Below are 24459 nucleotides of genomic sequence, written 5' to 3' on the forward strand. Positions count from 1 at the left end.
CGGTCGGGCTGAGCAGAACTGTCTGCTCGACGCCGTGCACCCGTGCGCTACAGGCGAGCGTCGAGAAGCTCTTCTCCCTCATCCCGGCGACCGACCTCGCCGTCCAGTGGGATCTGCCGACCGAGCTGGTCACCGTCGAGGGCTGGTTCCCCAATCCTTATGCGGGGCATGAGGCGATCTTCGCGGCGATCGCACGCCTGGCGTCGTGGATCCCCGACGGCGCCGAACTCACCTTCCATCTGTGCTACGGCGACTCGAAGTTCGGGGCGTCGCCGTTCATGGGTGATCCGCCGGATGCCGAGGCCGCCGCGCGCGCGGGACGCCACATCCTGCCGCGCGACGCGTCGGCCATCGTCACCGTCGCGAATGGGCTGTCGCGACACGTGACCCGTCCGATCGACGCCATCCACGCCGCGACCGTCGCGCGGAAGCGTGCCGCGATCGTCTCGGAGTTCCTGCCCGACTTCGGGATCTCCACCTAATGCGGGCTCGGCAGGCATTCGCAGGCCCAGCTCGACGCCGTCGTGAGCGCGTACCGCGAACTCGCCGAGAGCCGCGAGCTGGCCACCGCCTAGCCGTAAACCCTGCAAACCCAGCCTTTTTCGGCAAGACCTCCCCGCGTCCTGTCAGGGTGGAAAGACCGCAAAAGGGTGGGTTTTGTGGCGTGAGTCAGACCAGGTCCGACACCGTGGCGTGCTCGTCGAGCAGCGGTGGTGCCGACCGGTACCTCGGCGGAGTGACGCTCATCCGGATCGGGTTGGCCACCGATCGGAACGGTGAGTCCCGGCGCGGATCGTCGATCTCCACAACCGGATCGAGACCGAGACGTTCGGCCAGCGCGATGGCGTCGGCGATGTCGTTGAGCGGGCCACACGGCACCCGCCGCGCGGTGAGTGCGTCGAACCAGTGATCCGCGCTCGCCGTTGACAGCGCCTCGTTCAGGATCGCCGCCAGCTTCTCCCGATTCGCCACCCGCGCACTGTTCGTCGCATACCGCTCGTCGGCGGGTAGGTCCGGGCGTCCGAGGACCTCGCACAGCCCGGCGAACTGGCGGTCGTTGCCGACGGCCAGCACGAACGGACGATCCGCGGTCTGGAACACCTCGTAGGGCGCGATGCTGGGATGCCGGTTGCCCATCGCTGTCGGAACCACGCCTGCCGCCACGTAGCCCGACGACTGGTTGGCCAGCGCCGAGATCAGCGACGACAACAGGTTCACCTCGATGCGCTGTCCTTGCCCGGTCCGGTCGCGGTGCCGCAACGCGGACAGGATGCCCACGGCCGCATGCAATCCCGTGATGACGTCGACGACCGCGACGCCCACCTTGGTCGGCGTCTGCGGGTCGGGACCGGTGATGCTCATCAGTCCGCCGACCGCCTGGATCAGCAGGTCGTAACCGGGCAGCTGGTTGTTCCCGCCGAATCCTGTCACCGAGCAGTAGACGATGTCCGGCCGGCGATCGGCGACGGCGTCGTAACCGAGTCCGAGGCGATCCATCGTGCCCGGCATGAAGTTCTCGACGACGACGTCGGCCCGATCGACGAGGCGTCGTGCCTCCTCGAGTCCCGCGGGATCGGAGAGGTCGATCGCCACGGACCGCTTGTTGCGATTGACCGACAGGAAGTACGACGACGCCTCGCCCACCCAGGGCGGACCCCACGACCGGGTGTCGTCGCCGATCCCAGGTCGTTCGATCTTGATGACCTCGGCACCCAGGTCTGCCAGCAGCATCGTCGCGTATGGCCCGGCGAGGACCCGGCCGAAGTCGGCGACGACGAGTCCGTCGAGAGCCGCGCGCTCGCTCACCGGAAGGCGGCTTCGCCGGTGAGGGCGCGGCCGATGGTGAGCTGGTGGACCTCGGAGGTGCCCTCGTAGGTGAGGACGGACTCGAGGTTGTTGGCATGCCGGATGACCGGGTACTCGAGCGTGATGCCGTTGGCGCCCAAGATGGTTCGGCATTCACGGGCGATCTTGATGGCCTCGCGGGTGTTGTTGAGCTTGCCGGTGCTGATCTGCTCCGGGCGGATCTCACCGCGGTCCTTCAGACGACCCAGATGGTAGGCCAGCAGGTGCCCCTTGCCGACCTCGAGTGCCATGTCGGCGATCTTGGTCTGGGTGATCTGGTAACCGGCGAGCGGCTTGTCGAAGACCTCGCGCGACTGCGAGTAGTCGATGGCGGTCTCGAGGCAATCGCGGGCAGCGCCGATCGCACCGAAGATGATGCCGAAGCGGGCCTCGCCGAGGCCGGTCAGCGGCCCGCTCAGGCCCTGGGCCTTCGGGAGCATCGCCGAACCGGGCAAGCGGACGTTGTCGAACACGAGCTCGGAGGTCACCGACGCGCGCAGCGACATCTTCTTGTGGATCTCCGGCGCGGAGAAGCCAGGCGTGTCGGTGGGGACGACGAAGCCGCGGATACCCTCGTCGGTCTGGGCCCAGACGACCGCGACGTCGGCGATCGAGCCGTTGGTGATCCACATCTTGGTGCCGTTGAGCAGCCAGTCGTCGCCGTCACGCTTGGCGTTGGTGCGCATGCCGGACGGGTTGGAGCCGAAATCGGGTTCGGTCAGGCCGAAGCAACCGATCGCCTCACCGGCAGCCATCCGCGGCAGCCACTCGTTCTTCTGCTCCTCCGAGCCCCAATGGTGGATGGAGAACATCGCGAGCGAGCCCTGCACCGACACGAGGCTGCGGATACCGGAGTCCACGGCCTCGAGTTCGAGGCAGGCCAGGCCGTAGGCGGTCGCGCTCATGCCCGGGCAACCGTAGCCCTCCAGGTGCATGCCGAGCGCACCGATCTGGCCCAGTTCCCTGGCGATCTCCCGCGCCGGCAGCTCGGCGTTCTCGAACCAGTCGCCGATATGCGGCCGCAGACGCGCATTGGCGAAGTCACGGACGGTATCGCGGATCGCGATCTCGTCGGCGTCGAGCAACGAGTCCAGGGCGAAGAGCTGCGCCAGGGTGCTGGGTCGGGACATCGGAACCTCCGGGGGTCGGGCCTGCAACTGATGGTACAAGTTCAGCGAGAACGTTTGCGAGAACGTTTGCATGAGCTACCGTAGGTGCTCGAACGCGCAGCGTCAACAGTGCTACCGACAGGATGGGGGACCAGCGTGGCCGGAGGTCAGCGAACGCCGACCCTCAAGGAGATCGCGAAAGCTGCGGGTGTCCACGTGTCGACGGCGTCTCGGGTGCTGCGACAGTCCGAACCCGCCGACGGCTGGTCGGAGTCGGCACTGCGGGTTCGCGAGGTCGCCGATGAGCTGGGCTACCAGCGCAATCTCTGGGCGGCGAGTCTGCGGACCCGCAAGACCACCACGCTCGGCGTCGTGATGACCCGCCTGACCGACGGCGTGGTCGCCACCACCTATCAGGGCATCGAGGAGGAAGCGACGCGGGCCGGCTACTCGGTGCTGCTGTCCAGCCCGCCCGACGACCCGGAAGCCCAGCGCGCGGCCATCGAACTGCTCGTGGGACGTCAGGTCGACGGCCTCCTGCTCAGCGGGCTGCACCGACCGGGCAAGGAATTCATCGCGTCCCTGCGCGTCGGGGACGTGCCGATGATGACGCTGACCCGGCACGCCGATGCCGGGCTCCCGTTCGTCGGCGGCGACGACGTGCGCGGCGGCGCGCTTGCCGCACGCCATCTGATCGATCGCGGGTACACCGACCTCGCGGTGATCGCCGGCCCCGCCCACGCCACGACGGCGACGGATCGGCTGGCCGGCTTCCGGTCCGAGACCGCCGCGGCGGGGATCGAGCTCCCCGACCATCGGATCGTTCCGTCCAGTTTCGAGGTGCGCGGGGGCACCGAGGCGGGGCGGATTCTGCTCGACGCACCGGACCGGCCGAGAGCGATCTTCGCGGTGTCCGACACCATCGCCGTCGGCGTCCTCGGCGTCGCTCGCGACCTCGGGCTGCGAATCCCCGAGGACTTGGCACTCGTGGGCTACAACGACATCCCGATCGCCGCGCAGCTTCCCGTACCGCTCACGACGATCCACTCCCCCGCCCTGGAGATCGGCCAGACCGCGGTCCGTGGACTCTTGGATCTGACGGCGGGACGTGACGTGGAGTCGCGACGTCTGCCGGTCGAGCTGGTGGTCCGCGGCACCACCTAGAAGTCGCGGGAGCAGCTAGAAGTGCTGTGCGCCGCCGTCGATCGAGATCTCCTCTGCGGTGATGAATTTCGACTCGTCCGACGCGAGGAAGGCCACCGCGTTCGCGACCTCGCCCGCCTCTGCGGCGAACTGGTTCAGGAAGGTCATCCCCATACCGGCGAGGCGCGGGTTGGCCTTGTTGGTCTCCTCGATCCGCTCGACCATGCGGCCCGAGCCCATCGGCGTGATGACCGCACCCGGATGCACGGTGTTGACGCGGATGTCGTACTGCCCCAACTCCGCAGCGAAGGCGCGCGACATCCCGACCAGGGCGTGTTTGCTTGTCGTGTAGTGGACCATGAACGGCTGCAGCTTCTTCCCCGCCAGGGAGCTGATCAGGATGACCGATCCCCCGCCGCGGTCGATGAGGTGGGGAGCCGCCGCGGTAACCGTGTTCCACACGCCGGTCACGTTGATGTCCATGGTGTCGCGAAAGCTCTCCGGGGACACCTCGTCCCAGGTCTCGGGGATACAGATCCCCGCGTTGGCGACCACGACGTCGAGTCCGCCGAGTGCTTCCACCCCCTCGCCGACCGCCGCGCGGAGTCCGTCCAGATCGCGGGTGTCGCACCGGGTCAGAATCGCCTTGGCGCCCAGATCTTCGACGAGTCGCCGGGTCTCGGCGAGATCATCCTCGGTCGCCGAGTCGTAGGGCACACCCGGCAGTGGTCCGGCGACGTCGACGCCGACGATGTGCGCCCCTTCCGAGGCCATTCGCACCGCGTGCGCCCGCCCCTGCCCCCGGGCAACGCCGGTGATGAACGCGACCTTGTCTGCCAGCCGTCCCATGCCACTCCCTGTCCGCCGGATGCCGGAACCCGATCGGGCCCCCTCGGCGCGACTCTACGGATTGACGGCGGCCGCGCGGGCGGACTCGAGGGCGAAAAGGTTCTCGTCCCAGCCATCGGCGAGGGGTCCGAAGAAGTGGAAGCGGACCTTCTTGACCCGGTACAACCAGTGCCCGTCCTGCTTGACCAGCGTGTCGGTGTATCGGCCCGCGGCGATCGAGGCGACGCCGTCGAGAACGCACGGCTGCCAGAGGAACGATCGCGCCGTCGCCATGTCACCGTCGATGTCGATCTCGAGGTTCGTGATGAAGTGCCAGAACGAGGTGAGGCCACCGTCGGCCAGGCCGGCGAAGAACGCCCGCATCTCGGCCTTGCCCCGCGGGTTCGACAAGCCGTCGAACTCCCCGTCTTCGGTGAACAGTGCGATCAATTCGTCCCAGTTGCCGTCGTCGAGGTGGCGGCAGTACCGGGCGTCGAGCGTGCGGATGGCCTCGATGTCTTCCAGACGGGTGAGCCGCGACGCCAGCTCGGACTCGGTGGTCATGATTCCTCCATTAACATTCGTTCACGTGATCCACACCATAAGCGCGAGATATAGGCAGGTCAATCGAGCGGCCTGCCTTCATCATTGCTGGTGAAACCGCATCGCCCTAGTCTGTGCACATGAACACCCGATCGCCTTCGCCGACCGCAGCATCCCGCGACCGCATCCTCGACGCCGCGCTCGACGAGTTCTACACGGCCGGTTTTCACGGTGCGACGATGCGAACCATCGGCAATCGTGCAGGTTGTAGCGCCGCCAACGTCTACAACCATTTCGAGAACAAGTCCGATCTGCTGGTCGAGATCCTGCGAACCGCGAGCGACGAACAGTTCACCGCGACCCGCAACGCGATCCGCCGGGCCGGCAAGGATCCCGCCGAACAGTGGCGCGCGGCGGTCGTCGCCCATGCGCTGTACACCGCCCAGAGACCGCGCGAGTGCCTTGTCGCGAACACGGAGCTGCGCTATCTGGGCGAGATCGATCGCAAGCGGGTGGTCGGGTCCCGCGACGCCCAGGAGCAGCAGTTCGTCGACATCGCCGAAAGGGCGGTCGAACAGGGACTTTTCCACGTCGACAGAGTCCATCAGGCGGTTACGGCCGTACTGCTGATGTGCGCCGGCATCCCGGTGTGGTTCCGACCGGACGGCCCCCGGACCGCAACCCAGGTCGCCGACGACTACGGGCAGTACGCACTCAACCTCGTCGGATACCGGACCCCGCTCAACCCATTGACCCGGGCCTGACCCGGTGCCCAAATGGTGAACGACCGTTAACGAGCGATCAGGCCGACCCGATCACTCCGGCCCGCATTCACTAGGAGAAGGCCATGACCCATCGGCCGTCACAGCCCCGGACCGACAGCCCGCGCTACCTGACCGAGGAGCGCATCGCGATCCGCGACCTCGCCCGCGACTTCGCGATGAAGCAGGTCCTGCCGGTTGCCAACGAACTCGACCCCGTCCAGGGCACCATTCCCGACACGCTCAAGAAGGCGATGGCCGAGGTCGGGTTCTTCGGCATCATGATCCCGGAGGAGTACGGGGGCCTCGGCCTCGGAGTCTTCGAGTACTGCCTTGTCGCCGAGGAACTCTCACGTGCGTGGATGAGCGTGTCCGGCCTGCTGGCGCGCGGCAACGGCATGGGCGGCGGTTTCACTCCTGAGCAGGAGGCCGCGATGCTGCCCCGCGTGGCGCGCGGCGAATACCTGGGCGCGTATGCACTTTCCGAGGCGGAGGCGGGGTCGGACGTCGCCAACATCTCGTGCCGGGCGACACGCGACGGCGACGAGTGGGTCGTCAACGGCACCAAGATGTGGTGCACCTACGCCGACGAGGCCGACTACCTGGTCCTGTTCGCCCGCACCGATCCGAACAAGGACCCGGCCAAGCCCCACCGCGGTATCAGCGCCTTCCTCGTCGAGAAGGAACGCGGCGAGTTCCCCGAGGGCATCTCCGGCACCAAGGTCCGCAAGATCGGCTACTTCGGTTGGAGCACCTGGGAACTGTCCTTCGACGACTTCCGCATCCCGGCCGACCGGATGCTCGGCGAGGAGGGCAAGGGCTTCTACCTCGCGGTCAGCGGACTGGAGGTCGGGCGTGCCCACACCGCCGCCCGTGCCATCGGCCTGGCCCGCGCCGCACTCGAGGACTCCATCGCCTACATGCACACCCGCAAGCAGTTCGGCCACGAACTCGCGGACTTCCAGCACCTGCGTTTCAAGATCGCCACGATGGCCGCAGACATCGAGGCGGCGCGGCAACTCATGTACTCGGTCGCCACCGACATCGACACCGGCCGGCGGTGCTCGCTCGAGGCGTCGATGTGCAAGCTCGTCGCCACCGAGATGGCCGAACGGGTGACGAGTGAGGCCGTCCAGATCCATGGTGGCGCCGGCTACACCACCGATTTCCAGGTCGAACGACATTGGCGCGACGCACGTCTCACCAAGATCTTCGAGGGCACCAGCGAGATCCAGATGCGGATCATCTCCGACGAGCTGCTGGGCAGGGCCGGGTCATGACCACCGCCATCGCCTCGCTCCGCGTCGGAGTCCGCACCTCCACCCGAACCCGTCTGGTCGCCGATGTCCTCGACCGTCACGGACTCCGCATCCCCTCTCGTTCACAGTCTTTCGGGATGGTCGTCGCCGAGTATCTGACCGACGCGGTTCCGTGCGCGGAACGTGTCGCCATCACCTGGTCGGCAACCGCCCCCATCGCGGAATCCGACCACGTCCATGCGACCACCGTGGTGACCAGAGTCGGTGCCGACGGGATCGACCGGGAGGTCCGCCTGGTCGACGACGCCGGACGCGTTCGCGAATCCGGCACGGAGACATGGCGTACCGAGGCCAGTCCCGAGTCGGTGCCCTCCCTCGACTTCTGCTCGGTCGAGTGGGGTGAGCTACTGCGCGCTCGCCTGCACCGGGACGCCGCGTTCACCTCGTCGGTCTCCACCTGGGACGGCACCGTCGGACTGCGGTGCGGCGAGCGCGAGGTGCACCTCCGCATCTACAAGGGACAGGTCATCGACGTCACACGGCGCGCCCCGCTGGGTGCCACCTTCACCTTCGAGACCTCCCCCGCCACCTGGGTGGATCTCCTGCTGTCCGACTCGGACGACTTCATGCGCCGCGCTCTCCGAGGAGAGTTCTCCTCCGCCGGAAACGGTTACGAGTACCTGAGATTGACCAAGCCGTTGCACGCGATCATCCAGAACGCGCGCGCATTGGCACGGGAGGTGCACTCATGATCGAGGCACGCTACCTCGAGATCCAAGGCGCCCTGGCGTTCGTCGAGATCGTCACCGCTGGTTCCACGTCCCCCCGGGAATGCAACGGCGACACCCCGACCGTGCTGTGCATCCACACCGCGGGGCAGAGCGGCGTCCAATGGCGCCGTGCCGCACAGGACATCGCCGACTGCGGGTACCGCGTCGTCGTGCCGGACCTGCCGGGCCACGGCCGTTCCGAACCCTGCCCGACGGGCCCGATCACCAACCTCGTCGACTACGCGGACTGGTTGACCGACGTCCTGCAGCAGCTGGGCATCGAGCGTCCTTTTGTGATCGGCTGCTCCATCGGCGGGAAACTCACACTGGAACTGGCGACGCGGCCCGATTATCCGCTCGCCGGGGCCGTCGCGATGGCCGCCGAGACCGGGCCTGGCCGGGTCAAGATCGCCGGCCTGCGACGCGAACTCGAGGATGTGGCCGGACCGGCGCGTGCGGAGCGCACGTACCTCGGCAGTCTCGCGTCCGTCGGGCGGGCGGTACCCGCCGCACAGGCACATCTCATCGGCCTCATGCACAAACGCGAGGACCCGGAGATCTCGTCGTCGGACCTCATCGGCTGGGGCAGCCACGACGTCCGCGACCGGCTCACCGACCTCACCTGTGGGCTGCATCTGATCTGCGGCGCCGACGACCCGTGGATCAGCGTCGACGCCGTCCGTCGCGCCGCCGACGAGATCAACGAACTCGACGGTCCGCGTGCGCAGTTCACCGAGCTGGCCGGGTACGGCCACTACCCGATGGAAGAGCTCCCCGACTTCGGTGCCCGCGCTGACGCCTGGCTCCGATCCCTGCCGGCCGGCACCCGCACCCCGGAGGCCGTGTCATGACCGTCACGACCCATCCCACGCTCGCCGGGATGCTCGCCGATCTCGTCCACGAGTCCCCCGACAGTCCGGTCGCGATGGACGTCGCCGGCGGCGAGGTCATCACCCTCACCCGAGCCGACCTCGGCCGCCGTGTCGACCAGCTGCGGGAAGAGCTGTCCCGCATCGGCGTCCGCCGCGGCCAGTGCCTGGCGGTGTACCTGCCCAACTGGTCCGACGCGCTGGTCTGGCAGTTCGCCGCATCAGCTCTCGGCGCGCATGTCATCGGGGTCAACACCCGGTACAACGTCGGTGAGGTCATGCACATCCTCACCTCGGCGCGACCGGCGGTGGTCGCCGTCCCCGCGGAGTTCCACGGACTCGACGTCTTCGGCACCCTGCGCGAGGCGAGCTCGACGGCCGACCCCGTCCCGGCGATCGCGGTCGTTCCCGGGCCTCTGACTCCACGGGCAGCGGCGGCCGACTTCGACCTCGGCGCCGGGGCCTGGATCGCCGGAAGCGGCGACACCACCGGCGTTTCCGCACCTGCGACCCCGTCGACGACGGCTTGGACTTCGGCGGGCGACCGTGCCGCAGACACCGGCGAGCTCGCGGTCGCGTTCACGACCTCCGGCTCGACCGGGACACCGAAGCTCGCCGCACACCGGGATTCGGCCGTGGTCCGGCATGCGCATGCCGACTCCGTGATCATGGGGGTCCGCGAGGGCGACGTGATCCTCGGCGTCCTTCCGGTGTCCGGTGTCTTCGGATTCAGCACTGCCATGGCCGGTCTCGCGGGTGGCGCAGCCATCCTGATGGAGCCCGTCTTCGACGCCGCGGCCACCCTGGAGAGGGTGGAGTCGCTGCGTGTCACCCACATCGTCGGCGGTGACGATCTTTTCGGGCGCCTGTACGACACCTGGCATGAGGGCCGGCGAACGGATTTGACCACGTTGCGGTGGCTGGGCATCGCCGACTTCCTCGGCCGCTCCCACGACATCGCGCGTTGGGTACGCGACGAGGCCGAAGCCGAGACGACCGGCGTCTTCGGCTCGTCGGAGGTCTTCGCCCTCGCGCTGCTCTGGTCGTCCGACGACCCGGAGTCGGTGCGCTGGAACGGCGGTGGCCGTCCGGTCGAGTCCGCCATCGAGGTACGCGTCGTCGATCCGCTCGATGACCGTGTCCTGGCCACCGGCGAGGAGGGTGAGCTGCAGTTCCGCGGCCCCAACGTCGTCGACGCATATCTCGGCAACCCGGATGCCGCCGCGCGTGCGTTCACCGCGGACGGCTGGTTCCGCAGCGGCGATCTCGCACGCGCACTCGACACCGGCGGATTCCGCTACGTGTGCCGCATGGGAGATGTCCTGCGGCTGCGGGGTTTCCTCGTCGACCCGGCCGAGATCGAGCACCGCCTCGCCGAACACGAGAACGTACAGACCGCGAAGGTCGTGGGGATCAGCGGTTCGGGTGGTTACACCGAGGCCGTGGCCTTCGTCGTTCCGGTCGATGACGGCGCAGACCTCGACGCCTCGTCGTTGAAGACCTGGTGCCGTGATCGCCTGGCCGCATTCAAAGTGCCCGCAGCCGTACACGTCATCGAGCGGATGCCGACCACGTTGGGCGGCAACGGAACCAAGATCCGGGCCGTCGAACTGCGCGAGTGGGCGCAGCGATGGTCCGGCCAGGAAGTGGACTACCGCAAAGGAACACCCGCATGACCGTCACCACGCCACCACCCGCAGCCGACGACGTCGTCATCTGTGAGCCGCTCCGCACTCCCGTGGGACGGTACGGCGGATCGTTCGTCGACGTACCCGCCACCGAGCTGGCTGCGACTGTTCTCTCGGAGCTGTTGCGACGCACCGAGATCGATCCGTCGAGCATCGACGACGTGATCTTCGGTCAGTGCTATCCGAACGGTGAGGCGCCGGCGATCGGGCGCGTCGCCGCACTCGACGCGGGACTCCCCATCACCGTGCCGGGATCGCAGCTCGACCGCCGCTGCGGCTCGGGCCTGCAGGCGGTTCTCGACGCCGCGATGCGCATCCAGACCGGGGTCGCCGACCTGGTTATTGCCGGTGGCGTCGAATCCATGAGTCGCGCAGAGTATTACACCGAGTCGATGCGGTGGGGCGCCAAGGGTGCGCCGGCAACTCTGCACGATCGCCTGGCGCGTGGCCGCGTCACGTCGGGCGGAAAGAACCATCCGGTTCCCGGCGGGATGCTTGAGACCGCGGAGAACCTTCGGCGCGAATACTCGATCCCGCGTCAGGAGCAGGACGCGCTCGCCGCCGAATCGCATCGCCGCGCCGTGGCCGCCATCGACAGCGGCAAGTTCGCGGAAGAGATCGTCCCCGTGTCGGTTCCGCAGCGCAAAGGCGACGACAAGATCGTCGACCGCGACGAACATCCCCGGGCCGACACCACGCTGGAGTCGCTGGCTCGTCTCCGGCCGATCATGGGCAAGTCCGATCCAGACGCGACCGTCACCGCAGGCAACGCCAGCGGCCAGAACGACGGAGCCGCAGCCACGCTGGTGACCACGCGTGCGAACGCCGAACGCCTCGGACTCAAGCCCCTCGCGCGCCTGGTCACGTGGGCGGTCGCCGGTGTCGGACCCGAGGTGATGGGCATCGGCCCCGTCCCGTCCACCGCCAAGGCACTCATCCGCGCAGGCCTCGACCTCTCCGACATCGACCTCATCGAACTCAACGAGGCCTTCGCTGCTCAGGCTCTGGCCGTCACCCGCGAGTGGAAGTTCACCGACGCCGATCTCGAGCGCACCAACGTCAACGGTTCGGGAATCTCGCTCGGTCATCCGGTCGGCGCGACGGGCGTGCGGATTCTGACGACTCTGCTGCGTGAACTCGACCGTCGTGAGGCACGTTTCGGCCTGGAGACCATGTGCATCGGCGGCGGGCAGGGGCTCACCGCGATCTTCGAGCGGGTGTGATCAGGCCGGGTTGATACCGAGCCGGGCCTGCGCGTCCCGGAACATCGCCACGACGGCCTTCCGCACGTCGGTCCGGTCGTTCACGGGACGATCCCACTCGAACCGCATCTCCACGGCGCCTTCGGGGACCGTGACGTCGAAGATCGCGACCCGGTCGTCGAAGCCGGTCATCACCGCAGCGATCGCATCCGGCCGTTCGCCGAGTGCCTTGCAGATGACCAGCGAGTCGTCGGCGTGGTCGCCGTTCATGTGCGCGAGCACTCCCGCGACAACGTCCTCGGGGAACGGCCGTGCGTCGTCGTGACCGGGCATATGGACCTGCTTTCCGATTCGTTGGATCTTCATTGGTATCTCGAGTGTTTGACGCGGCTGAGCGTCGGGCATACGCCTCGCGGAGAAATGCACCACCCCGACGTTTCTCCGCCAGGCCCGTCGGGCGCCCACCCCTTGACGCCCGACGGGCCGACTGCGGAATCGTCCTACCCGGGTGCTGCGCCGGGCGCGAATCGCGTCACCCAGCCCTCGAAATGCCCGACGTCGCCGCCGTTCGCCTCGAACCAGCCCCACGGGCCACCCCGGTGCCCGGTCACGGCGTCGACGACGAGATCGATCGCCTCCCGCGGCGTGCGCAGGATCGGTGCATCGAGCGACATGCCTCTCGGTACCCGGTCGCGGTGCTGCAGGCGCGCCAGGACCCCGGTGATGTTCTGCTCGGTCCGCTGATAATCGGCGACGATCGCGGCTTCCTCGACACCGGCGAGGAGTTCGGCGATCGCAACGATCACGCCCGTGCGGTCCTTACCGGCCGCGCAGTGGACAAGGGTCGGGCCGGCCGGGTCGAAAGCGTTGAGGGCCGCCGTCAGCCGATCCCCGCCGGTTTGCATCATGGCGGTGTAGATGTCGGTCAGCGCGGTGTCGGCGAGGCGGTCAATGCGGGCCCCCGAGGACACCTGCCGGTGCACCAACCGCACCTCGGCCGGCCACGTCACCCGCACCGCACCCGACTCGGACGGATCGCGCAGGTCGACCACGGTCGACGGCGGCCACGGCACACCGACGGGATCGTCGTCGTCCGGATACGGCGCGTCGCTGCGGATCAGAACCCCGGGCGAGGTCGTTCCGCCGGAGACGAGCGGCAGCCCACCGAGGTCGCGGATGTTCGCGAGAGAACGCCGAACCCGGTCGGAATCGCGCTCACCAGCAGTGGAGAAGGTCACTCCGGCCCCCATCGTCTCGTCCGGTCCATGTCCGGATCACCGTACCCCGGTCACGTACGGTGAAGCGATGGTCCAGTTCCACTCGTACGCCCCCGCCGAGGGGCATCGTCTCGCTCACGACCCTCTCAACGCGATCATCGCGCCGCGTCCGATCGGCTGGACTCCACGGTGTCCGACGCCGGGGTGCGAAACCTCGCCCCCTACAGCTTCTTCAACCTGTTCAACTACACCCCGCCGATCATCGGATTCGCCAGCGTCGGATGGAAAGACACTGTCGCCAACGCGAAGTCGACCGGCGAGTTCGTGTGGAACCTCGCGACCGATTCGATCGGCGAGAAGATGAACGCCACCTCGGCCGCACTCCCCGCGGACACCGATGAGTTCCAGCACGCCGGACTCACGGCCCTCGACTCCGAACTCGTGCGCCCGGCCCGGGTCGCCGAGAGCCCCGTCACGTTCGAATGCCTGGTCACCGATACCTTCCAATTGCGTTCGGCCGCAGGAGAGTCCGTGGACTCCTGGATGGTTCTCGGCGAGGTCGTGAAGGTGCACATCGCGACGGAGCTGCTCGGCGACGACCTGGTCTACGACACCGCCCGTGCACGCCCGCTGCTGCGCGCCGGCGGCCGGGGTGACTACTTCCTGCCGAGCAATGATCACCACCGCTACATGGAACGTCCGAAACCCCTGTCGCGCTAGCTTCCCGACGGGGCGCGCTCGAGAGCCTCGGCGGTCGGCATCCCGGTTCGGGCTCCGACGTGAGCCACCGTCAGGGACGCCGCTGCTGCACTGCGCCGCGCGGCCGTGACGAGGTCGTGCCCGGCCGCCAGCGAAGCGGCCAGTACACCGTTGAACGTGTCGCCGGCGCCGGTCGTGTCGACCACCGACTCGACCTCACCCGCCGGCACCGACGTCGCGCCGGAACGGTCGACGACCAGTACTCCATCGGCACCCAGCGTGACCACGACGGTGACGTCGAGGTGTTCGGCCAGCGCCGTGGCCATCTCGGCTTCGGTGGGGTCGTGCCGACCTTCGGACAGGGTTCGCGCGTACAGGTCGCGCAGTTCCGAGGAGTTCGGCGTGAGGATGTCCGGAACCGAGAGCACCCCGACGAGTTCGTCGAGGACCGGCGCCGGATTCACCACACATGTGATGCCGTGCTCTGCAGCAGCTTTCACTGCGGCAACCGCGGCGTCGGGGGTTATCTCGGTACTGGTCAGGACGCATCCGACACCCCAGTCCGCCGCGCGGGCCACGGCTGCACGCACATCATCCGCAGCGACCCGGGCGTTTGCTCCGGCCCCCACCGCAATCTGGTTCTCACCGGACGGGTCGACCACGATCAGCGCCGCGCCGGTGGAGACGCCGTCGATGCGGGAAACCTCGGTGACGTCGATGCCCTCCTCCGCCAACTCACCGAGTGCGCCCGCACCCATCTCGTCGTCACCGACCGCACCGCAGTACCGGACGACGGCTCCGGCGCGCGCCGCCGCCACCGCGGCATTGGCACCCTTGCCGCCTCCGTGACTGCTCACGTCCGGCCCGACGACGGTCTCCCCGGGCCCCGGGAGTCGTTCGGCTGCGACGACCAGGTCGACGTTCACGGCCCCGATCACGAGCAACTTCGCCGCGTCGGCATCGGTCATGTCGGCTCCTTCGGTCAGCCCGGTCGTCTGGCCCGATTGTGGCACCTCGCCTCGTCGCCTATCTGCTGTCGATCCCGCATCTCATCGCGTCACCTGTCAATCCATGTCATCTCCACCGATCCACCGGCCTCGACCGGCCCTGGTGGATCACGGCGTGGTCGACGCACCTCGCTTCGGCAGCACCCAGCCCGCACGCGGGAAATGGCAGGTGTAGCCGTTCGGGTAGTTGAGCAGGTAGTCCTGGTGCTCGGGTTCGGCCTCCCAGAACGGACCCGCCGGTTCGATGGTCGTGACGGCCGGCCCCGGCCACAGACCCGACGCATCCACGTCGGCGATCGTGTCCCGGGCCACCTGCTCCTGCTCCGGACCCAACGGGAAGATCGCCGAGCGGTAGCTCGTCCCGACGTCGTTGCCCTGACGATCGCGGGTCGTCGGATCGTGGATCTGGAAGAAGAAGGCCAGGATGTCCCGGTAGGTCGTCTCGTTCGGGTCGAAGACGATCTCGACGGCCTCCGCATGGCCGGGATGGTTGCGGTAGGTGGCGTGGTCGTTCTGTCCGCCGGTGTAGCCGACGCGGGTGTCGAGGACTCCCGGCTGCTTGCGGATCAGGTCCTCCATCCCCCAGAAACATCCGCCGGCGAGGACTGCGGTCTCGGTGCCGGGACGGACGGTGATCTGACCGGTGTCGATGGTCATGCGGTCTCCTCTTCGGTGTGGGTTGTGGTGGGGAACAGCTCGGTGTACTCGCCGTATCCCTCGGCCTCGAGGTCACGAACCGGGATGAAGCGCAGCGCAGCCGAATTCATGCAGTAACGCTGTCCGCCGGCATCTCGTGGACCGTCGTCGAAGACGTGGCCGAGGTGGCTGTCGGCGCCCGACGAACGCACCTCGGTGCGGCGCATCCACAGGGTCCGATCGGTCTTGGTGGTCACCGCGGCGTCGTCGATGGGCCTGGTGAAACTCGGCCATCCGGTGCCGCTGTCGTACTTGTCGGTCGATGAGAACAGCGGCTGTCCTGAGACGACGTCGACGTAGATGCCGGGCTCGTGGTTGTCCCAGTACTCGTTGTCGAAGGCGCGCTCGGTGCCGTCGCGCTGGGTGACGCGGAACTGCGCGTCGGTGAGGCGGTTCAAGGCCTCGGGGGTCTTGCGGTATTCGTTGCTCACGATTCCTCCTGTCGACGCCGGCCGCTCGTCGGTCTGGCGGAGCTCGTCCGGCGGCACCGTGCACAACAACGCGGGGTCGTGATTTGGTCCCGCGTCCTCTCCGGCGTCCGAGATCGCCGACTGACCTGCACAGATCAGCCAATTCAGGCTGGTGAATTCGCTTTGTTTCGCGGGTCTACCCTCCAACTACTGGTGGGCCGTCGGTCAACGTATGGGTGACCGCGCTGGTCGCGCTCATGGTCCTGTTCTGGCGCCAACCTCATCTCCGTCGGGCTGTCCGCGAGGTCTGACAACCCGGGCCTTCAGTCGGCCGCGTTCAGGCGATCCAGGAGCAGCTGCATCGTCGCGCACATGTGGGCGAAGTCGTCGTCGCCGACCACCGCCGCCCATCTCCGCTCGATGTCGGCGACCCGAACCCCGGCCGCAGCCATCAGCGACTGTCCGCGCTTGCTCAGGACGATCAACTTGGCGCGACGATCGGACGGATCCGGTTCACGCGCCAAATAGCCGAGGTTCTCGAGGTCGTTCACCAGTTCCGACGTGGCCGACAGGCTCAACTGCGCGCGTGACGCAAGCTCGGTGAGCCGCACTCCGCCCATCCGGATGTTCCCGAAGATCTGCAGATGCGCATCGCGAACGTCACCGAACCCCGCCTCGGCGCGGGGTCCGGCGAGGTCGGAACGGAACTCCGCGAGGAGCCTCACCAACAGCTGACCGATGGCTTGCCGTTCCACGTCGGACACTCTTGACCCGCCCATGGGAACGGAGGATACTACGGATACCGAAGTTTCGGTTTCCGAAGCATTTCCCTCGCCGAAAGGCAGGCGCCTGATCATGAGCACCGATTCGATTCCCACTCAGCTCGGCCGAATCCACGTCCGACACGAAGGCTCCGGTCCACCAGTCGTCCTGTGGCACAGCCTCTTCGTCGACTCGGCGTCGTGGGGGCCATTGTTCGACCGGGTCCGCGAGGACCACCGGGCGATCGCCATCGACGGCCCGTGCCACGGCCGGAGCGAGGGCCTGACGCACGACTTCACCTTCGACGAGGTCGCCGACTGCGCGGTCGCGGTGATGGACGCCCTGGCCCTCCACGGTCCCGTGGACTGGGTGGGCAACGCCTGGGGAGGCCACATCGGCATCAAGGTGGCGGCGCGACACCCTCGCCGACTCCGCACACTGACCACGATCGGGACGCCCCTCCGGCCCATCAACCCGCGGGAGCGTTGGACGATGTGCTGGCCACTGGTGCAGATCTATCGCGTGACCGGACCCAACCGATGGTTGCGTACACAGCTCCAGAACGCCCTGATCGGACCGAGAACAGCTGTTGCACATCCTGATCGGGCGTGCGAGATCATGCGGGCATTCGTCGACGCAGATCGCCGACCGATGTTCCACGCCATGCGATCGATGATGTTGCATCGCCCCGATGTGACGGCCGATCTCGCATCGATCGCCGTGCCGACCCTGATGATGGTGGCCGATTCCGACTCCATGGGAGCCGGACCCGACGACATCCACTCGGCCACCTCCGCGATGTCCCATGTGCACGTCGGCGGCCTCGTCGGCGATGGACACCTGACGCCCCTCATCGTCGACCAGGACAACATCTACCGGCAGCTCGTCGGGCACTGGTCCGACAACTACGCCGACTCACGTTTCTGAAATCAACCCTTGCCCGCGCGCCACCCGGCGTTTATTGTTTGCCATACAAACACTGACGTCGACGATCGGAACCCACTGTGGCAACCACCGGACGCGCGAGCCGGGAAGCCGGCAGGGCAACCCGCCAGGCGCTGCTGCGTGCCGCCGGCGAGGTGTTCGCCGAGCACGGTGACGCGGCGTCGGTCGCTCAGATCTGCCAGCGCGCCGACGCCTACCCCAACCAGGTCACCTACTACTTCGGCTCCAAGGAACAACTCTTCGTCGAGGTCGCGTGCGCCGGTGTACTGCGGGCCGGACGTCGAGCCGAAGAGGCCGCCGCCGAGACCACGACCGTCCGTGACTACACGAACACGCTCGTCGGAACCCTCCTCGGTCCCTGCGCGCGGGACGTCGAACTGTTCACCACCGCCATGCTGCTGACGTCGCGCCGCACCGACCTGCGGGAGCACATCACCGACACCCTGCGCACACTTCACGAACGCGGCGAGCAGGCGCTGATGTCGACGCTGGTGCGCACCGGCTGGCAACTGCGTGCCGGGATCGATGTCGAGGCGAAGGCGTTCTGGTCGGCGATCTTCGGTCTCGCGGTTCAGAAGGCCGCCACCGGAGCCGACTTCGGCTATCGACTCGAGGACGCGGTCGCGGTGATCTTCACGAATCTGCAGATCCCGGACCGGGTTCTGGACCGGCCACTCGTACCCACGCCTCAGGAGGCATGATGACCCAGTCCGCGACGCACATCCATCCGCAGCCGCACCTCACCCACGAGGTGTTCAACCAGTCCGCTCCGCGACTGGACGTCAACGAGTACGAGCTCGACGTCGTCCTCACCGAGGCGGTCGCGCGGCACGACGGCGCCTGGGGCGACGCCGAACTCCGCGAGATCGGGGCGCTCGTCGGCAGCGAATCCTTCAAGCACGACGCCCATCTCGCGAACACCATCACGCCGGTGTTGCGGACGTTCGACCGCTGGGGTCACCGCATCGACGAGGTCGAATACCACCCGGCATACCACCGGATCATCTCCGAATCCATCGCCCACGGCGCCCACACGCGCTGCTGGTCCGATCCTCAACCCGGGTCGCACGTCGTGCGTGCGGCCGCGTTCATGCTGTTCGGCCAGATCGAACCGGGCCACGCCTGCCCGGTGTCGATGACCCACGCGGTCATCCCCTCACTCGAACTCCAGCCCGACGTCGCCGCGAACTGGGTGCCGAAGGCGTTGTCCCGCAGCTATTCCCCTGATCTGAGCGCCACCAAGGAGTCGGCCATCTTCGGGATGTCGATGACCGAGAAGCAAGGCGGCTCCGACGTCCGCGCCAACACCACCGTCGCAGTCCCCGCCGGAACCGGCGGACCGGGTGCCGAGTACCTCCTCACCGGTCACAAGTGGTTCTGCTCGGCGCCCATGTCGGACGCATTCCTCGTTCTCGCGCAGGCGCACGGCGCCGGCGGCGAAGGACTTTCGTGCTTCCTGCTCCCCCGCATCCTGCCCGACGGCACCCGTAACGTCTTCCGCATCCAGCGTCTCAAGGACAAGCTCGGCAACAAGTCCAACGCCTCCAGCGAGATCGAACTCGACGGCACCGTCGCCGTCATGGTCGGCGAGCCGGGACGCGGCGTGCGCACGATCATAGAGATGGTCGCGCAGACCCGCCTCGACTGCGTTCTCGGTTCCGCGGCGGGCATGCGCCAGGCCGTCGCCGAGGCCGTGTGGCACGCCCGGCATCGTGCCGCCTTCGGCGCGACGCTGGCCGACCAACCCGCGATGACCGCCGTATTGGCCGATCTCGCACTGGAATCCGAGGCCGCGACCACCACCGCGATCCGCCTCGCCCGCGCCCACGACGAGGATGCCGATCCGCAGGAGCGCGCCTTCCGCCGACTCGCCACCGCGGTCGCCAAGTACTGGATCTGCAAGCGCGGCCCCCACCACGCCTACGAGGCGCTGGAATGCCTCGGCGGCAACGGATACACCGAGGACTTCCCCCTCGCCATGCGCTACCGCGAGCAGCCGGTGATGGCCGTATGGGAGGGCTCGGGCAACGTCATCGCCCTCGACGTCCTGCGCGCGATGACCCGAGAACCCGAATCGGTCGCCGCCTTCGACGCCGAGGTCAGCCTCGCCCGCGGCGCCGACCGGACTCTCGACACGCACCTCGACCGACTCCGGGAGCAACTCGGCGAGCTGTCGCGACTCGCCCCGGCCGACGCCCAGCGCCGAGCCCGGTCGACCGTCGAGTCGATGGCCCTGGCGCTCGAGGCGTCACTGCTGGTGCGGCACAGCCCGTCGGCGGTCGCCGACGCGTTCATCGCCAGCCGCCTCGGACCCGACCGCAGCTTCGAGTACGGCGCGCTCCCCGACGGCGCCGATCTCGCCGCCATCCTCGAACGTCACTGAGACACCCCGCCTTCCGTTCTCACACCACCCCTTCCGCCGCCGCCAGGATCTGCCGGCGCAGCGTCGAGGCGGTGTTGGGCAGCCACATCGCCCGGACGGGGGCGAACGGCGGATCGGTGAACTCGACGATGCGGATGGAGTTCGCGTAGATCCAGCCGGGCTCGTTGGTGACGAACGCACAGGCTTTGGGGTGGGCGATGACCGCCGTGTGCGGCGGTGTACCGAGGAGCGTCGACAGGATGATGCGCGGTTCGAATCCCGCACGCCGGCACAACCCGACGAGGATGTCGGTGTACTCGTATTCGTGCTCGGGCCCCCACACGACGATCTCGTAACCGGCGAGGGCGGCCATGTCGACACGGGCATGCGCGGCGAGCGGGTGATCGCTGCGCACCGCGAGGCGGAGCTCGTGTTCGGTCGCGATCGTGGTCGCCATGTCCGGTGGCGCCGACACACCACGGCCCAGCGCCAGGTCGATCGAGCCCGACAGCAATTCCTCACGCATGAAGTCGGCGAACACCGGGCGCACCGTGATCGGCACCGAGGGGTCGGCGAGGACCACGGGTTCGATGATCCGGAAGACCTCCGACGACGCGAGGTCGGGTGCATGGCCGATGACGAACGGTGCGGGTGCCCCTGCGTTGACCCGTCTGACCTGCGTGGCGAGCTGTTCCCCGCCGGCCAGCAGCGGCACCGCGCCGCGGTAGAGCGCCTCCCCGGCCGGCGTCGGCGTCAGGCTGCGCCGCGAACGGGAGAAGAGCTCGACTCCCAGCTGTCGCTCGAGTTCACGGATCGCCGAGGACAACGCCTGCTGGCTGATGAACAGGTTGTCGGCGGCGACGCGGAGGCTCGGAGCCTCCATGACGACGACGAACATTCGGAGTCGGCGCAGGTCTATATCGCGGAGTCCGGCGTCCCCAGAACCATTCATCAACCATCTCCTGTCAGTTATCCGGATTGATGTGATTGTAGGTTGACCTTCAACCCAATATGCTCATTTCTGCATGGCATCGTGTTCAGATGTCATTCGCGTTTTGGGCTACCTGCTGAGGTCCCCCGCGGAGGGGACGGGAGGACCTCGGCAGGTGCTTCTTTCTCACATTTCGGTGTTTTCGCTGCCGCAACCGGGCGTCGGCGGCTATCAATTGCTCTGATGAAGCATCGCTAATGCTCATCTGGACTTCGCATTGTTCGCCCCAACCCCCATTTCCGGAGCTCGATCAGGTGGAAGAAACGGTCGGCCGTTCGCCGAGATCTACTCCGTTCGGCGGGCTCGGTCGCGACTCGATCACCGCGGAGATCGCACGGCGCAGCGGGCTCTACGACGAAACACTCGACGTTCTCCGGCAGCTGCGTCTGCGCGAACGCCATATCCGGTACACCATCGCCGGGCTGGTGCTGATCTTCGGCGTCGTGGGCGCGCTCGGATTGTTCACGCCGAGCGGCGCGCAGGGTTCGCTGTGGCGGTCGCTGATCCTCGGTACCGCTGCCGCCACCACCATCCCCACCGCGATCGCGGTGAGCCGGGTCCATCTGGGCGTGATGTGGTGGACCAAGAAGTCACACGTCCGAGGGTTCAACGACGCTTTCGTCGCCTACGCCGACATCGGTGTGGCGGTGTGCCTGTTCGCCGTCGCCGATCCACGCCTGGCGCTGTACTTCTCGGCACTGTTCGCCGTGATCGGCTCCTACAGCGCACATTTCGTACGTGCCCGCGTCGTGTACCTGCACCTGGCCCTGTCGAGCGCAGTGACCTGCACACTCGGAGTTCTCGCCTGGCTGGACGGCGCTCCGCCCGTGCCCGCGTTCGCCGCCACCCTTGCTCTGCTCGTCGCCGTGAGCGGGACGGTCACCCTGCACCAGGGCTACACCTCCGACCTCCAGCGATCCCTGAAACACCAACTGCGGATGGCCAATACCGATCCACTCACCGGACTGCTGAACCGCCGCGGATTCATCCTCGCCACGACCACACTGTTGCGTCGGGGTCCCGGTGACCGGTTCGCACTGGTCATCGCCGACGTCGACCGCTTCAAACGGATCAACGACGACCACGGGCACGCCGTGGGCGATGCCGTCCTGCAGCAGGTCGCCGACATCCTCCAGGGCGCCGTGCCCGAGCCTGCGGTCGTCGCCCGGCTCGGCGGCGATGAGTTCGCGATCGCGGCGCGGCTCGACGAACAGGCGGTGCGTGCCGTCGCCGAAGACATCCGCGGCCAACCGGTCGACGCCGGCGACGGCGAGTGGGCGACCGTCAGTCTCGGCATCGCGGTGGGTCCCCTGCACAGCGAGCACATGACCGACGAGGATGCGACCGAGCGCATTCGACGCGACTTCGCCCTCGCCGACGACGCCCTGTTCGAGGCGAAGGCGAAGAGGCGCGGCACCTATGCCGTGGTGCCGACCACGCCTACAGGATCACGCCCGGGTTGAGGAGCCCGTCCGGGTCGAGAGCGTTCTTGATGAGCGCGGTCAGCTCCATCACGTCCGGACCCACCTGGTCAGGCAGCCAGCCCTTCTTGAGCCGGCCCACGCCGTGCTCGCCGGTGATGGTGCCGCCGAGTTCGATGGCGAGGTCCATGATCTGGCCGAATGCCGTCTGCGCACGGTCGGCCTCGGCCGTGTCGGCCGGATCGAAGACGATCAGCGGGTGCGTGTTGCCGTCGCCGGCATGTGCGATCACCGAGATCATCACCTGGTTGTCCGCGGCGATCTTGGCGACGCCGTCGATGAGGTCGGGCAGCGAGGGCAACGGGACCCCGACGTCCTCCAGCAGCAGCGAACCCAGCTTCTCCACCGCCGGGATCGCTGCTCGCCGGGCAGCGGTGAACGCCTCGCCCTCGGCGGGGTCGTCGGTGGTGAAGACCTCGCCGGCACCGTTCGACTCGAAGGCGTTCCGGATGAGTTCGACCTCCTGGGCACCGGCGGCCCCGGGTGCGTCGGACTGGGCGACGAGCAGTGCGCCCGCGTCGCGGTCGAGTCCCATGCGCAGCATGTCCTCGACCGCGTTGATCGCCACCGAATCCATGAATTCCAGCATCGCCGGGCGGATCTCGCCGGTGACGGCGAGGACGGCACGGCTGGCGTCGTGTACCGAGTCGAAGACCCCGACGACCGTGCTCGCCGGCCCCTGCGGCGGCAGCAGCCGCAAGGTCACCTCGGTGATGATGCCGAGGAGTCCCTCACTGCCGACGAACAGCTTGGTCAACGGCAGCCCGGCGGAGTCCTTCAGCTGCTTGCCGCCCACCCGAACCGCTCGACCGTCGGCGAGCACCACCTGCAGCCCGAGCACGTAATCGGTGGTGACCCCGTACTTCACGCAGCACAGCCCACCCGCATTGGTGGCGACGTTGCCGCCGATCGAACAGATCTCGAACGACGACGGGTCCGGCGGGTACCAGAGACCCTCCGCCGCCGCCGCGGCCTTGACCTCGGAGTTGAACAGCCCGGGCTGGACGACGGCGGAGCGCGTCGCGGGGTCAACGGCGATCTCGCGCATCTTCTCGGTGGAGATCATGACGGCGCCGTCCACCGCGGTCGAGCCGCCGGACAGGCTGGTGCCGGCACCGCGGGTGATGATCGGAATCCGGTTCTCGGCACACCACCGAACCGTCGTCTGGACCTGATCGGTCGAAGTCGGGCGGATCAGTGCGAGTGGGGTACCGGCGGCCGGGTCGAAAGCGCGGTCCTGGCGATACCCGGCGAGTATGTCGGGGTCGGTGATCACCATTCCGTCGGGAAGGGCGGCGGCCAACGAACTCGTTTCGGCACTCATGCGTTCAGCGTATTCTTCGACGCCCGGAACGCGGTTTCACTTCGAGACACCTGCCGGTCAGAGCTCTGTAGGCGTATCAAGGAGATCGTGAACGACTTCAATTCGACCATCATCAACGAGTTCCGCGCCAACAACGGACATGTCGAGACCGCGGGGTTCGGGAAGAACCTCGTCCTGCTGCACACCCTCGGCGCCAAGTCCGGCGAGCCGCGCATCAGCCCGCTGTTCGGCCTCGCCGATGACGGGTCGTGGCTCGTCATCGGCTCCTTTGCTGGTTCGCCGACGACTCCGGCCTGGGTACACAACCTCCGGGCGCACCCGGACTCGGTTGCCGTCGAAGCCCCCGCGGCCGAGGGCATCGAACGCCACGAGACCCAGGTCACCGAGATCACCGACGCCGACTGGGAGGCCGCCTGGGCGAAGTTCACGGCGTTCACCGATCAGTTCGTCAAGTACACCGAGACCGCCCAGGGACGGAAGTTCCCGATCTTCCGGCTGACACCGAAATCCTGACGGTCGAGACCGATTCCGGCACCCGGGCCTCGACA

General features: G+C 67.7%; 24 protein-coding genes and 2 pseudogenes. 14 read left to right on the forward strand and 12 right to left on the reverse strand.

The genetic code is table 11. The features are described 5' to 3' along the window. Positions 1 to 41: 41 nt before the first annotated feature. Positions 42 to 575: pseudogene (locus PWF70_RS21035) on the forward strand (hypothetical protein); the annotation flags it as partial. Between the two features lie 94 nt (positions 576 to 669). Here PWF70_RS21035 and PWF70_RS21040 read toward each other — a convergent pair. Continuing rightward, entirely contained in the window at positions 670 to 1806 is a 1137-nt protein-coding gene (locus PWF70_RS21040) for a CaiB/BaiF CoA transferase family protein (protein WP_006358184.1), read from the reverse strand. Further along, on the reverse strand, positions 1803 to 2975 hold the full coding sequence (locus PWF70_RS21045) for an acyl-CoA dehydrogenase family protein (protein WP_286352768.1): 1173 nt from the start codon (positions 2973 to 2975) through the stop codon (positions 1803 to 1805). The genes PWF70_RS21040 and PWF70_RS21045 overlap by 4 nt, the downstream gene beginning before the upstream one ends. Before the next feature lie 135 nt (positions 2976 to 3110). Between PWF70_RS21045 and PWF70_RS21050 the strand changes: the two genes are divergently transcribed. Further along, positions 3111 to 4118, forward strand: a complete 1008-nt coding sequence (locus tag PWF70_RS21050; RefSeq protein WP_042375221.1) for a LacI family DNA-binding transcriptional regulator — start codon at positions 3111 to 3113, stop codon at positions 4116 to 4118. Between the two features lie 15 nt (positions 4119 to 4133). Here the strand turns inward: PWF70_RS21050 and PWF70_RS21055 are convergent, their stop codons facing one another. Both PWF70_RS21055 and PWF70_RS21060 read right to left on the reverse strand, forming a co-directional pair. Beyond that, positions 4134 to 4946, reverse strand: a complete 813-nt coding sequence (locus PWF70_RS21055) for a mycofactocin-coupled SDR family oxidoreductase (protein WP_006359836.1) — start codon at positions 4944 to 4946, stop codon at positions 4134 to 4136. A gap of 54 nt (positions 4947 to 5000) precedes the next feature. Continuing rightward, positions 5001 to 5489, reverse strand: a complete 489-nt coding sequence (locus tag PWF70_RS21060) for a nuclear transport factor 2 family protein (protein ID WP_006359837.1) — start codon at positions 5487 to 5489, stop codon at positions 5001 to 5003. 119 nt (positions 5490 to 5608) lie between these two features. On the opposite strand from PWF70_RS21060, the gene PWF70_RS21065 reads away from it, so the two are divergent. The 6 genes from PWF70_RS21065 (at position 5609) to PWF70_RS21090 (ending at position 12038) form a co-directional block, all read left to right on the forward strand. Then, positions 5609 to 6232 (forward strand): TetR/AcrR family transcriptional regulator, encoded by a 624-nt coding sequence (locus tag PWF70_RS21065; protein WP_035752851.1) that lies wholly within the window; start codon positions 5609 to 5611, stop codon positions 6230 to 6232. Positions 6233 to 6315: 83 nt separating this feature from the next. Further along, the gene (locus PWF70_RS21070) at positions 6316 to 7509 is read left to right on the forward strand and encodes an acyl-CoA dehydrogenase family protein (RefSeq protein WP_006359839.1); all 1194 of its coding nucleotides are present in this window, start codon (positions 6316 to 6318) and stop codon (positions 7507 to 7509) included. Next, positions 7506 to 8240: a hypothetical protein gene (locus tag PWF70_RS21075; protein ID WP_006359840.1), complete on the forward strand. Its 735-nt coding sequence runs from the start codon at positions 7506 to 7508 to the stop codon at positions 8238 to 8240. Before PWF70_RS21070 ends, PWF70_RS21075 begins: the two co-directional genes overlap by 4 nt. Beyond that, the gene (locus tag PWF70_RS21080) at positions 8237 to 9109 is read left to right on the forward strand and encodes an alpha/beta fold hydrolase (RefSeq protein ID WP_006359841.1); all 873 of its coding nucleotides are present in this window, start codon (positions 8237 to 8239) and stop codon (positions 9107 to 9109) included. Before PWF70_RS21075 ends, PWF70_RS21080 begins: the two co-directional genes overlap by 4 nt. Beyond that, positions 9106 to 10803, forward strand: coding sequence for an AMP-binding protein (locus tag PWF70_RS21085; protein ID WP_006359842.1), 1698 nt, complete (start codon positions 9106 to 9108; stop codon positions 10801 to 10803). The genes PWF70_RS21080 and PWF70_RS21085 overlap by 4 nt, the downstream gene beginning before the upstream one ends. Then, positions 10800 to 12038 (forward strand): acetyl-CoA C-acetyltransferase, encoded by a 1239-nt coding sequence (locus PWF70_RS21090; protein ID WP_035752876.1) that lies wholly within the window; start codon positions 10800 to 10802, stop codon positions 12036 to 12038. Before PWF70_RS21085 ends, PWF70_RS21090 begins: the two co-directional genes overlap by 4 nt. Here the strand turns inward: PWF70_RS21090 and PWF70_RS21095 are convergent, their stop codons facing one another. Together PWF70_RS21095 and PWF70_RS21100 are read right to left on the reverse strand one after the other, a co-directional pair. Next, positions 12039 to 12383 (reverse strand): DUF2470 domain-containing protein, encoded by a 345-nt coding sequence (locus PWF70_RS21095; RefSeq protein WP_230461847.1) that lies wholly within the window; start codon positions 12381 to 12383, stop codon positions 12039 to 12041. It lies immediately after the preceding gene. 134 nt (positions 12384 to 12517) lie between these two features. Beyond that, positions 12518 to 13267, reverse strand: a complete 750-nt coding sequence (locus PWF70_RS21100; protein ID WP_006359845.1) for a tyrosine-protein phosphatase — start codon at positions 13265 to 13267, stop codon at positions 12518 to 12520. Between the two features lie 55 nt (positions 13268 to 13322). On the opposite strand from PWF70_RS21100, the pseudogene PWF70_RS21105 reads away from it, so the two are divergent. Continuing rightward, a pseudogene (locus PWF70_RS21105) lies at positions 13323 to 13954 on the forward strand (flavin reductase family protein). On the opposite strand, the gene PWF70_RS21110 reads toward PWF70_RS21105, so the two are convergent. From PWF70_RS21110 to PWF70_RS21125, 4 genes are all read right to left on the reverse strand, one after another. Then, complete coding sequence (locus PWF70_RS21110) at positions 13951 to 14901, reverse strand: PfkB family carbohydrate kinase (RefSeq protein ID WP_006359847.1); 951 nt, start codon at positions 14899 to 14901, stop codon at positions 13951 to 13953. The pseudogene PWF70_RS21105 and the gene PWF70_RS21110 overlap by 4 nt on opposite strands. 147 nt (positions 14902 to 15048) lie before the next feature. Next, on the reverse strand, positions 15049 to 15597 hold the full coding sequence (gene msrA, locus PWF70_RS21115; RefSeq protein WP_006359848.1) for a peptide-methionine (S)-S-oxide reductase MsrA: 549 nt from the start codon (positions 15595 to 15597) through the stop codon (positions 15049 to 15051). Then, entirely contained in the window at positions 15594 to 16067 is a 474-nt protein-coding gene (gene msrB / locus PWF70_RS21120; protein ID WP_006359849.1) for a peptide-methionine (R)-S-oxide reductase MsrB, read from the reverse strand. Before msrB ends, msrA begins: the two co-directional genes overlap by 4 nt. 302 nt (positions 16068 to 16369) lie before the next feature. After that, a complete protein-coding gene (locus PWF70_RS21125) occupies positions 16370 to 16825 on the reverse strand; it encodes a MarR family winged helix-turn-helix transcriptional regulator (protein WP_081474357.1) in 456 nt (151 codons plus the stop codon). Between the two features lie 76 nt (positions 16826 to 16901). On the opposite strand from PWF70_RS21125, the gene PWF70_RS21130 reads away from it, so the two are divergent. From PWF70_RS21130 to PWF70_RS21140, 3 genes are all read left to right on the forward strand, one after another. Beyond that, the gene (locus PWF70_RS21130; protein WP_006359851.1) at positions 16902 to 17735 is read left to right on the forward strand and encodes an alpha/beta fold hydrolase; all 834 of its coding nucleotides are present in this window, start codon (positions 16902 to 16904) and stop codon (positions 17733 to 17735) included. Between the two features lie 77 nt (positions 17736 to 17812). After that, a complete protein-coding gene (locus tag PWF70_RS21135; protein ID WP_006359852.1) occupies positions 17813 to 18454 on the forward strand; it encodes a TetR/AcrR family transcriptional regulator C-terminal domain-containing protein in 642 nt (213 codons plus the stop codon). Continuing rightward, positions 18454 to 20136, forward strand: a complete 1683-nt coding sequence (locus PWF70_RS21140) for an acyl-CoA dehydrogenase family protein (protein ID WP_006359853.1) — start codon at positions 18454 to 18456, stop codon at positions 20134 to 20136. The genes PWF70_RS21135 and PWF70_RS21140 overlap by 1 nt, the downstream gene beginning before the upstream one ends. A 19-nt stretch (positions 20137 to 20155) precedes the next feature. Here the strand turns inward: PWF70_RS21140 and PWF70_RS21145 are convergent, their stop codons facing one another. After that, the gene (locus PWF70_RS21145; protein WP_035752884.1) at positions 20156 to 21067 is read right to left on the reverse strand and encodes a LysR family transcriptional regulator; all 912 of its coding nucleotides are present in this window, start codon (positions 21065 to 21067) and stop codon (positions 20156 to 20158) included. 293 nt (positions 21068 to 21360) lie between these two features. Here PWF70_RS21145 and PWF70_RS21150 point away from each other — a divergent pair, with 293 nt between their 5' ends. Further along, entirely contained in the window at positions 21361 to 22569 is a 1209-nt protein-coding gene (locus PWF70_RS21150) for a GGDEF domain-containing protein (RefSeq protein WP_006359855.1), read from the forward strand. Here PWF70_RS21150 and PWF70_RS21155 read toward each other — a convergent pair. Next, entirely contained in the window at positions 22547 to 23911 is a 1365-nt protein-coding gene (locus PWF70_RS21155) for an FAD-binding oxidoreductase (RefSeq protein WP_035752887.1), read from the reverse strand. The genes PWF70_RS21150 and PWF70_RS21155 overlap by 23 nt on opposite strands. A gap of 87 nt (positions 23912 to 23998) precedes the next feature. On the opposite strand from PWF70_RS21155, the gene PWF70_RS21160 reads away from it, so the two are divergent. Beyond that, positions 23999 to 24424 carry a nitroreductase/quinone reductase family protein gene (locus tag PWF70_RS21160; protein WP_035752890.1) on the forward strand — a complete coding sequence of 142 codons (426 nt, stop codon included), beginning with the start codon at positions 23999 to 24001 and terminating at the stop codon, positions 24422 to 24424. Positions 24425 to 24459 lie beyond the last annotated feature (35 nt).

Origin of the sequence: Gordonia sp. Swx-4, assembly GCF_030316175.1 — a bacterium.
GTDB classification, from domain to species: domain Bacteria; phylum Actinomycetota; class Actinomycetes; order Mycobacteriales; family Mycobacteriaceae; genus Gordonia; species Gordonia alkanivorans.